This window comes from Frankia sp. CeCAU1 (assembly GCF_977971845.1).
Genome location: NZ_CDWWXA010000163.1, coordinates 1 through 8204, shown reverse-complemented (window position 1 = coordinate 8204; position 8204 = coordinate 1). Strand labels below are relative to the sequence as shown.

Sequence of the window (8204 nt, the reverse complement as noted above, 5' to 3'; positions counted from 1 at the left end):
CAATCCCATCCTTACCGGGCCCCGTTGCCTCATCCCCCGGGAACACGCCCACAGGCCGCCCAGCGCCTCACCCCGGGACAGCCAACCCCCATCGCTTCCACTGTCAGTAACCAGCGCGGCGTCGCAGCGCCGGGCCGGCTATCACCCCACCGATCTACGGAACGTCACCAGGCCGAGATCATCTCTAGATGAACCAGCCGTTCCCCGGCTCACTCCCTCAACCCCCGGGCAGACCCCCGACCTGCGCAAACAGACTTTGCGGGTCACCCTGGGGGTCGACGCCGCCGCGACGGAACGGCTACCCGCCCGTCTCCTCGCCGTTCTACGCCACCGCCGTAGCACCCCTGATCGTTGGCTCCGGTGGCAACCGACGTGCTTGCCGAATCGTCAGCAATGCACGACCACGACCGGCACGCCATTCGCCTGAACGAGCCTGGTGATGTCCTGGGGGTCGCTGGTCAGGATGCGGTCGCCCGGACGGGCGAGCAGGGCGACCGTCGCATCAACCACATCGGAAGTACCAGCCCGGCCCAGCAGTTCGCCGGCATCACGGCCGGTCCGTTCATCAACGGCGCGCACCTCCACTGCGCGCAGCAGGCGGGCCAGCGTGACCTGGCGGCCGGCGCCGTCCCGCCAGGCCTGGGCGACGACGACAGCGTTGCTCCGCAGGCCGATGTCCCGCTGCTGCGCGATCCGGAGCCGGGCAACCATCTCCCGATCACCCCACTCGACAGCCAGGAACGCGCCCGCGTCGAGAACGAGCGCGCTCACGCCGCCGACTGATCAGCGCGCAGACCCAGTTCGCGCTCAGCCCGCGCCAGCTCCTCCGGCGTCAACGCCGGGTTCTCCGTCTCCCACGAGTCAAGGAACTCGGCGAGCGCATCCGCGCGCAGCTTCGCGGCTGCCGCGACCGCGAGCCAGGCCGACAGCCCAACGCCGGCCCGGCGGGCGGCATCCCGAACCGCGTCGCCCAACTCGCCCTCGAAGGACACGCTCATCTTGTCAACCTTCACCACTCCAGAACACCGGAGTAGCAACTACCGCGGTACGTCGCTGATGTACTGAACCGGACCGGGGTTCGGCTCGGTCCCGGCACCCTGTACGGCTCGCTGACCAAGCTGGTGGAACGCGGCCTGATCGCCGCGCTGCCCAGCGGCGACCGCCGCCCCTACGAGATCACGCCAGCGGGAAGAGCCGCCCTGACCGCGCAGTTGGCCACCTGGTCCCGGGTCGTCCAGACCGGGCAGTCACGGCTGGCCCAGGCATGAGGCGTTTCCTTCTCGCCCTGTGCCCCAAGCGGTGGCGGGCACGGTCGCCGTATCGTTGGATCACAGGCATGGGCTCGCGGCGTGTGCCTGTCGCGCGCAGCCCCAAGGAGGTGCGGTTCATGGCGACGAGCGGAGCGATGCTAGGCGCCCTCGGTTTCACCTGGGATCGGTCCGCGGCGCGTCGGGATATTCCCCGGTTCTCGGTTGAGCGAGCGGTCTGGCGGTTTCACCGGTCGCTGCCCGAGTACGTGTGGGACGCCGCGGTACTCGAGGGCAACCCGTTCACCTACCCCGAGGTCCAGACGCTCCTGGACGGAATCACCGTCGGCGGGCGGAAGGTCAGCGACGAACGTCAGATCTTGAACCTCGCCGAGGCCGCGAACGAGCTCGCCCGGCTCGTCAGGGCGCACGAGTTCCGGCTTTCCAAGGAGATTTCCGACAGGCTCCAGTTTCTGCTCGCCCGGGACGAGGCGCTGGAGTCAGGCCATTTCCGCGGCGAGGGCAGGGAGACGCTCACCCCTGGCGTCAGCCTCGGCCAACATGGCCGCTACCTGCCGCCTGCTACCGAACGCGGAGGCGAGAACCTACGCCGCATCTTCTCGCAGGGACTGGAATTCCTTTCTACCGAGATCGATGACGAGTTCGAGCAAGCGATCGCCTATTTTCTCTTCGGCTCGCTACAGCAATTCTATTACGACGGCAACAAGCGCACGGCGCGCTATATGATGAATGGCTATCTTATGTCCCAGAGCATGGACGCAATCAGCGTCCCGGCCGCGCGCCGCCACGAGTTCAACACCGAGATGGTGGACTTCTTCCGACGCAAGGACGGTACCGGAATGTTTGGATTTCTGACATCCTGCCGGCTCGCCGCCGATGAGGGAGTCCTACCGCCAGGCAGCGGCTAGACCTCACCACCGCCGAAACTGACGTCTCACTCGTTCGTTCTTTCCGAAACGCTCAGGCGCTCCCGCCCACCTGGACATTGAGGTCATCTCGGCGCTCCGCGGCCTGGCCAGGCGTACGAGCGGTCTCGCCAGGTACAGCCCGAATCTCATCGCCCACCTCATCCGCCTACCGATTCGTCGCGAACCGCTCGGCGGGCCGACCGCCCAACGCATCTGGGAACTTCGACGAAACATGAGCGCCTACGACGCTGGTTACGTCGCACCGTCTAACAGGCCGACGAAGGCCTCCCTCGCCCGCTCGAAATCGGTCCGGTCCCAGGCGTCCAGGGTTTCCCTGCCCATCGCGGTGAGCAACAGCAGCTGCGCGATCGCCGCGGGGTCGACGAACACCAACCGCTTCCACAGCTCGAACTGGGACGCCATCCTCGGGTCCGCGCTGATCCATCCGGCATGCGCCGTCAGGGACCGTACCCTGTCGGGGCGCAGCCCTGCGGTGGCCGTGGCCACGACGGCGCCGAGCGAGTGACCGACGAGGTGAAAGTGGTCGATGCGGGCGTCCCGGGCCGCAGCGACGACTGGCCCTAGCCAAGGGGACATGCAGCAGGCTGTCACGATCAAGCGGAAGAAGGCCGGGCCTGGTGGGCACCACTGCGCTGGTGAGCAGGGACAGCGTGCCGTCGAGAACCCCCGACAGCCAGAAACTCTCGCTGAAGTATGGAAAGACGCGCGCCCCGTGCCCGACCGCGACCGACACCGCCATACTGAATGACAACACGTCCACGACGACGTGGATGTCGCTTGTTGGCGCAAGAACGGCAAGATCCTCAAGTCCCCAGCCAAAACGAAGGGAGAGGCGGCGCTGGCCCGCAAAGCCTGGTGCGTCGGAAGCCAACAGAATGCCTACTCAGCCGGTCATTCGTCGATGTGCCTATTCGTCGTCCAGCTCCGCGGCGATCAGATCAGTGTGGACGAAGTCCTCACCACTTGAGCCGACGGGCGCCGACGGGCGCCGACGAGTCTACGATCACACTGGCAACCCATGCTCATCGTAGAGATCCTCGATGCTCAGGCCGGATGGGGGCACCGCAGCCGCTGTCTGACGACCCAGGGCAACGATGCGGGCCGCTCGCCGCTCACCTTCGTCGCGGTCGGCGCGCATCCGCTCCAGGCGTTCCCGGACAGCGACGAGCACGGCCGTCGTGACGGTCTCCCTCGTCAGCTCCGCAAGATCGCGGCTCAGGCGCTGGGCTTCCTCATTTTTGATGTTCAACGCCATCAAGGCTCCGTCCACCATGGAGGCGGATCCTTCCACCAAGGTACCCGCCGTCCGTTGGGTCTTACCGGCTGAGACTCCGGCGCTCGGGATGCAACCGGCGATGTCGAGAACCCGCGACTGGCTCCGTCCCCGCGGTGAACGTGACCAAAATGGGTAGCACCAGCACCGAGGAGAAACACGATGGCTAAGTACTTGCTGCTCAAGCACTACCGCGGCGCTCCGGCCCCGGTCAACAACGTGCCCATGGACCAGTGGACCCCGGAGGAGATCTCGGCGCATATGCAGTACATGCACGACTTCGCGGCCCGGCTCGAGGGGACCGGCGAGTTCGTCGATGGTCAGGCGCTTGCCCCCGAGGGGACGTTCGTCCGGTACGACGGTGAGGGGCGCCCACCGGTCACCGACGGCCCGTTCGCCGAGACCAAGGACCTCATCGCCGGCTGGATGGTGATCGACGTCGACAGCTACGAGCGCGCCATCGAGCTGGCCGGGGACCTGTCGGCCGCCCCTGGGGCGGGCGGGAAGCCGATCCACGAGTGGCTTGAGGTGCGCCCGTTCCTGGCCTCGCCGCCCACCATCACGGAGTGACCTCTCAGATAAACGAGGCCCTGCTCCGGAGCCTCACCCCGAGCGTGCTAGGGGTCCTCGTCCGCCGTGGAGCCGACTTCGCGGCGGCCGAGGACGCCATGCAGGACGCGCTGGTCGAGGCGGTCCGCGCCTGGCCGGCCGACCCGCCGCGGGACCCGAAGGGCTGGCTGGTCACCGTGGCCTGGCGCCGGTTCCTCGACGCGACCCGGGCGGACGCCGCCCGCCGCCGGCGTGAGGACCTCGTCAACGAGGAGCCGGCGCCCGGGCCCGCGCCCGCGGTGGACGACACGCTCCAGCTCTACTTCCTGTGCGCCCACCCGTCGCTGACGCCGTCGTCCGCGGTCGCGCTCACACTGCGCGCCGTCGGCGGGCTGACCACCCGCCAGATCGCCCAGGCCTACCTGGTGCCCGAGGCGACCATGGCGCAGCGCATCAGCCGTGCCAAGCGCACCATCTCCGGCGTGCGGTTCGGCCAGCCCGGCGACGTCGCCACCGTGCTGCGCGTCCTCTACTTGGTCTTCAACGAGGGCTACTCCGGCGACGTCGACCTTGCCGCCGAGTCCATCCGGCTCACCCGGCAGCTCGCGGCCGCGGTCGACCATCCCGAAGTGGCGGGGCTGCTCGCCCTCATGCTGCTCCACCACGCCCGGCGCGTCACCCGGACCGCGCCCAACGGCAGCCTGGTGCCGCTCGCCGAGCAGGACCGCAGCCGGTGGGACACTGAGCTGATCGCCGAGGGCGTCAAGATCCTGCAGGCGGCCCTCGCCCGCGACCGGCTGGGCGAGTTCCAGGCCCAGGCTGCCATCGCGGCACTCCACGCTGACGCGCCCACCGCCGAGGAGACTGACTGGGTGCAGATCGTCGAGTGGTACGACGAGCTCGCGCGCCTGACCGACAGCCCGGTCGTCCGGCTCAACCGCGCAGTGGCTGTCGGCGAGGCCGACGGACCGCGCGCCGGGCTGGCGGCGCTCGCGGCGCTGAACGACTCACTGCCCCGCCACGCCGCGGTGGCGGCGTACCTCCACGAGCGCGACGGCGACCTGGCGACGGCGGCACGGCTGTACGCCGAGGCGGCCCACAAGGCACCCAACCTCGCCGAGCGCGATTACCTGACGCGCCAGGCCGCCCGGCTCAACGCCCGCCGGTGTCGCTGACGGGTCGCGCTCGGATTTTCCCGCAGCACTTGGCGCGGCCCCGCGGCCAGGGCGATCGCCTCACAGTGAGTTCAAATCTCATTACGGCGTGCGGTCGCCTGCATGCTGGCGGACCGCGGCAGAATTCTTGTCGACAGCCTGCGCCACTTCGGCGCACTCGAGGTCGAACACGTCGCGCGGCACAAACACGGCCCGCTCGGTTGGCGGCCGCTACAGCGCCTCCGCCAGGCGTTCGGCGAGGAGGCGGGTGAATCGCGCGGGATCGCGCAGTTCTCCGCCTTCGGCGAGCAGCGCCATGCCGTACAGCAGCTCCGCGGTGTCGCCGAGAGCGGCGGAATCCGCGTCCCGTTCGTGTGCGGCGTGCAGGCCCATGACCAGCGCGTGCGTCGGGTTGAGTTCGAGGATGCGCTTGGGGCGTGGCATCTCGTGCCCCATCGCCCGGTACATCTTCTCCAGCGCGGGCGTCATGTCGAACGTGTCGCCGACGAGGCAGGCCGGCGACGTGGTGAGGCGGCTGGACAGCCGGACCTCCTTGACCTCGTCCTCAAGCTTGGCCGCCAGCCAGGGCAGTAGGGCGGCGAAGTCCTTGCGCAGCTGTTCCCGCTCGGCCTCGCTGCTCTTCTTCTCGTCGTCGGTGTCGAGGTCGACTTCGCCCTTCGCGATCGACTTCAGCGGCTTGCCGTCGAACTCCGCCACCCGTTCGACCCAGACCTCGTCAACCGGGTCGGTCAGGATCAGGACCTCGTAGCCCTTGGCCCGGAACGCCTCTATGTGCGGCGAGTTCTCGATCATTCCGCGCGAATCGCCGGTCAGGTAGTAGATCTCGTTCTGGGCGTCCTTCATGCGCTCGATGTACTCGCGCAGCGTGGTCGGCCGATCGGCGTCGTGCGTCGAGTCCACCGAGACGAGGCCGAGGATCGCATCCTGGTTGTCGGCATCCTCGAGGAGGCCCTCCTTGAGGGCGGCGCCGAACTCCTTCCACAGCGTGCGGTAGCGCTCGGCGTCGTTCTCCTGAAGAGCCCTGATGGAGGCCAGTACCTTCTTGACCAGCCGGCGCCGCACAAGTTGGATCCGGCGGTCCTGCTGGAGGATCTCTCGGGAGATGTTGAGCGACAGGTCGTGCGTGTCGACGACGCCCCGGACGAAGCGCAGATAGTTCGGCAGGAGCTCCGCACAGTCATCCATGATGAACACGCGCTTCACGTACAGCTGGACGCCGCGGCGTGCATCCCGGGTAAACAGGTCGAGCGGCGCTCGCGACGGGATGAACAACAGGGCCTCGTACTCGAACGTCCCCTCGCCCTTCATGTGGATGACCTCGAGCGGGCCGGTCCAGTCGTGGCTGAGGTGCTGGTAGAACTGGTCGTACTCGGCCTTGTCGACCTCGCTCTGCGGCCGGGCCCACAGCGCCTTCATCGAGTTGAGTGGCCGGTCGCCGGCATTCTCGGCGCCGGCGCCGGACTCGGCTGTCCCGTCGTCGTTCGAGTCTTGGTCCTTCGCGGCAGGGGCCGACACCAGCCGGATGGGCCAGGCGATGAAGTCGGAGTACCGCTTGACGATCTCCCGGATCTTGTTCTCGTCGGTGTAGTCGTAGAGACGGTCCTCGCTGTCCTCGGGCTTCAGGTGGACCGTGACCGCGGTTCCCCGCGGCGCGTCGTCCACCGTCTCGATGACGTAGGTGCCCGCGCCGTCGGACTCCCACCGGGTGCCGCCGCTCTCACCGGCCTTCCCAGTCAGCAGGGTGACCTTGTCGGCCACCATGAAAGTGGAGTAGAAGCCGACGCCGAACTGCCCGATCAGATCGGATGACGCCGCGCCGTCCTCGGATTCCCGCAGCTTGCGCAGCAGCTCGGCCGTGCCGGACTTCGCGATGGTGCCGATGAGCCCGACGACCTCGTCGCGGGACATCCCGATGCCGTTGTCGCGGACGGTCAGGGTGCGAGCGTTGACGTCGGCCTCGATCTCGATGCGCAGGTCGGCGCTGTCGACCCGCGGGCCGTCCTTGACCAACGACGCGATGCGCAGCTTGTCCAGGGCATCGGACGCGTTGGAGATCAGCTCCCGCAGGAAGATGTCCTTGTTCGAGTAGATCGAATGGACCATCAGCTGCAGAAGCTGACGCGCCTCGGCCTGAAACTCCAGCGTCTCGACCCGGGTGCTCACGGGGCTCCTCCATGCGGACACGAGCAGACTGCACGACGGCTACCCGGTCCCGCGCGTGACGGCCAGCGCCCGGCGACGCCTCGGGCACGCAGCGGAACGGGCAGCCCACATCATATCGGGCGTCCGCGAACCTCCGCCGACGGACCAGCCGGTGGGCGGCCCGATGCTAGGAGCGTGTCTCAGTAACGACGCGACGAGAGCTTCCGGTACGCGAACGCGCCTGGCGGTTGTCAGGGGCTCCCTGACAACCCAGGGTGTCAGGGAGCCCCTGACATCCTGGGAGTGCGCTATGAGGGTCTGTTGCGTTGGGGGAAGGCGGGGCATGGTTGACCCTGTCGAGTGTGTGATCAGATGGCGAGGGTGAGCTCGGTGAACGCGGCTGTCAGCCGTGCGTGCGGGTCGGTGTCGGTCCCGAGTTCGTAGTGGCCGCGGCGGATGTTCTGGACGAAGGCATGACCTGCGCTGATCGTCTGGGCGGAGCGCAGCCGTTTCAGTCCGCGCATCGGGCGGAGCCCGGCTTTCAACCGGCTGTGATCGGATTCGATCCGGTTGTTCTCCTGCGCGACATTCACGTGACAGGCTTCGGGTACCAGCTTGTCGAGGATCCGCGGGTAAACGGCGGCCTTGTCGGTGGTGACCTCGACCGGCCGGCGGCCGTGAGACAGCGCCGCGGTGAAGAACCGGCGTGCCGCAGCCTGGTCGCGCCGTGCGCTGGCCAGGACGTCGATGACCTGCCCGTGCTGGTCAACCGCCCGGTACAGGTACGTCCACCGGTCCGCGACCTTCACGTAGGTCTCGTCGATGAACCACCTGTCCCCGGGCCGGTGCCGACACGGACGAGCCGCCT

10 protein-coding genes are annotated in these 8204 nt (G+C 68.1%); 4 read left to right on the top strand and 6 right to left on the bottom strand.

All coding sequences use genetic code 11. The features are described 5' to 3' along the window. Positions 1–387 precede the first annotated feature (387 nt). Positions 388–771: a twitching motility protein PilT gene (locus tag AC08OO_RS20570; protein WP_476611144.1), complete on the bottom strand. Its 384-nt coding sequence runs from the start codon at positions 769–771 to the stop codon at positions 388–390. Next, positions 768–998, bottom strand: a complete 231-nt coding sequence (locus AC08OO_RS20565) for a hypothetical protein (RefSeq protein WP_476611145.1) — start codon at positions 996–998, stop codon at positions 768–770. Before AC08OO_RS20565 ends, AC08OO_RS20570 begins: the two co-directional genes overlap by 4 nt. Before the next feature lie 63 nt (positions 999–1061). Here AC08OO_RS20565 and AC08OO_RS20560 point away from each other — a divergent pair, with 63 nt between their 5' ends. Further along, positions 1062–1268: a PadR family transcriptional regulator gene (locus AC08OO_RS20560; RefSeq protein WP_476611153.1), complete on the top strand. Its 207-nt coding sequence runs from the start codon at positions 1062–1064 to the stop codon at positions 1266–1268. Between the two features lie 68 nt (positions 1269–1336). Continuing rightward, positions 1337–2176: a Fic family protein gene (locus AC08OO_RS20555; protein ID WP_476618932.1), complete on the top strand. Its 840-nt coding sequence runs from the start codon at positions 1337–1339 to the stop codon at positions 2174–2176. Between the two features lie 252 nt (positions 2177–2428). Here the strand turns inward: AC08OO_RS20555 and AC08OO_RS20550 are convergent, their stop codons facing one another. Further along, positions 2429–2773 carry an alpha/beta fold hydrolase gene (locus tag AC08OO_RS20550; protein WP_476611147.1) on the bottom strand — a complete coding sequence of 115 codons (345 nt, stop codon included), beginning with the start codon at positions 2771–2773 and terminating at the stop codon, positions 2429–2431. 427 nt (positions 2774–3200) lie between these two features. Next, positions 3201–3470: a type II toxin-antitoxin system VapB family antitoxin gene (locus AC08OO_RS20545; protein WP_476618931.1), complete on the bottom strand. Its 270-nt coding sequence runs from the start codon at positions 3468–3470 to the stop codon at positions 3201–3203. 162 nt (positions 3471–3632) lie between these two features. Between AC08OO_RS20545 and AC08OO_RS20540 the strand changes: the two genes are divergently transcribed. Beyond that, entirely contained in the window at positions 3633–4040 is a 408-nt protein-coding gene (locus AC08OO_RS20540; RefSeq protein WP_476611149.1) for a YciI family protein, read from the top strand. Then, the gene (locus AC08OO_RS20535) at positions 4037–5194 is read left to right on the top strand and encodes an RNA polymerase sigma factor (RefSeq protein WP_476611150.1); all 1158 of its coding nucleotides are present in this window, start codon (positions 4037–4039) and stop codon (positions 5192–5194) included. The genes AC08OO_RS20540 and AC08OO_RS20535 overlap by 4 nt, the downstream gene beginning before the upstream one ends. Positions 5195–5404: 210 nt before the next feature. Here AC08OO_RS20535 and htpG read toward each other — a convergent pair whose 3' ends face one another. Further along, positions 5405–7357, bottom strand: a complete 1953-nt coding sequence (gene htpG / locus AC08OO_RS20530) for a molecular chaperone HtpG (RefSeq protein WP_476611151.1) — start codon at positions 7355–7357, stop codon at positions 5405–5407. Between the two features lie 347 nt (positions 7358–7704). Then, the coding region (locus tag AC08OO_RS20525) for an IS6 family transposase (RefSeq protein ID WP_476618930.1) at positions 7705–8204 on the bottom strand (500 nt) is incomplete at its 5' end.

What these genes read in the sequence shown, in the direction of transcription:
- AC08OO_RS20565 (WP_476611145.1), bottom strand. Translation starts at nt 998, where the DNA reads ATGAGCGTGTCCTTCGAGGGCGAGTTGGGCGACGCGGTTCGGGATGCC.
- AC08OO_RS20555 (WP_476618932.1), top strand. Translation starts at nt 1,337, where the DNA reads ATGGGCTCGCGGCGTGTGCCTGTCGCGCGCAGCCCCAAGGAGGTGCGG.
- AC08OO_RS20545 (WP_476618931.1), bottom strand. Translation starts at nt 3,470, where the DNA reads ATGGTGGACGGAGCCTTGATGGCGTTGAACATCAAAAATGAGGAAGCC.
- AC08OO_RS20550 (WP_476611147.1), bottom strand. Translation starts at nt 2,773, where the DNA reads ATGTCCCCTTGGCTAGGGCCAGTCGTCGCTGCGGCCCGGGACGCCCGC.
- AC08OO_RS20540 (WP_476611149.1), top strand. Translation starts at nt 3,633, where the DNA reads ATGGCTAAGTACTTGCTGCTCAAGCACTACCGCGGCGCTCCGGCCCCG.